The organism is Lactobacillus helveticus DSM 20075 = CGMCC 1.1877, from assembly GCF_000160855.1.
In the GTDB taxonomy this organism is placed as follows: Bacteria; Bacillota; Bacilli; order Lactobacillales; family Lactobacillaceae; genus Lactobacillus; species Lactobacillus helveticus.
Genome location: NZ_GG700792.1, coordinates 1 through 600 on the forward strand (window position 1 = coordinate 1; position 600 = coordinate 600).

Here is a 600-nt window from a genome sequence, read left to right on the forward strand (position 1 = left end):
CAACTACCCCGGAATAAATTCCGAGGTTTGTAGTTCTCATTCTTTTCAGAATAGTGGTAATAGCGTCTTGCGACTCCCACCTAAAGAGACTACATCATCGGGCAGTTGACGATGCCCGTTTATCCATCAAGTACTACTCGACAGATGCTTGTTTGTTAAATTGAGGTGCTTCTTCACCACTGCGGTAAAGCGTGCCTAAAAATTGGATATTCATGGCTGCTAAACGATCATCATTAGACTTGTAGCCACATTTATCGCAAGTATAGAGATGCAGTTCATGATCTCGGTTATCTTTGTGGATACGTCCACATTTAGGACAGCGCTGACTGGTATACTTAGCTGGCACTTTTACTACTGCAGAAGAGTTCAAATTAGCTTTATAAGTCAAGAATTGCTCAAATTGGTAAAAAGCCCATGACACTATTTCATAGCGCTGATCCTTTGGCGACTTTTCCGTGGCAAAACGCACGTCAGTTAAATCTTCCAAGGCATAGATCGTGTTAGAGCCATAATGGTCAATGAGTGTCTTAGTTAAACGATGATTGACATCGCTCATCCAACGGTTCTCTCGTTGACCAATCTTCTTTAATCTACGCTTAG

General features: G+C 41.8%; 1 protein-coding gene. It reads right to left on the reverse strand.

Annotated features, from left to right (window positions below; translation table 11 throughout):
• Positions 1 to 133 precede the first annotated feature (133 nt).
• Positions 134 to 600: RNA-guided endonuclease TnpB family protein (locus tag HMPREF0518_RS09365; protein ID WP_003627994.1), on the reverse strand; the 467-nt coding region annotated here is incomplete at its 5' end.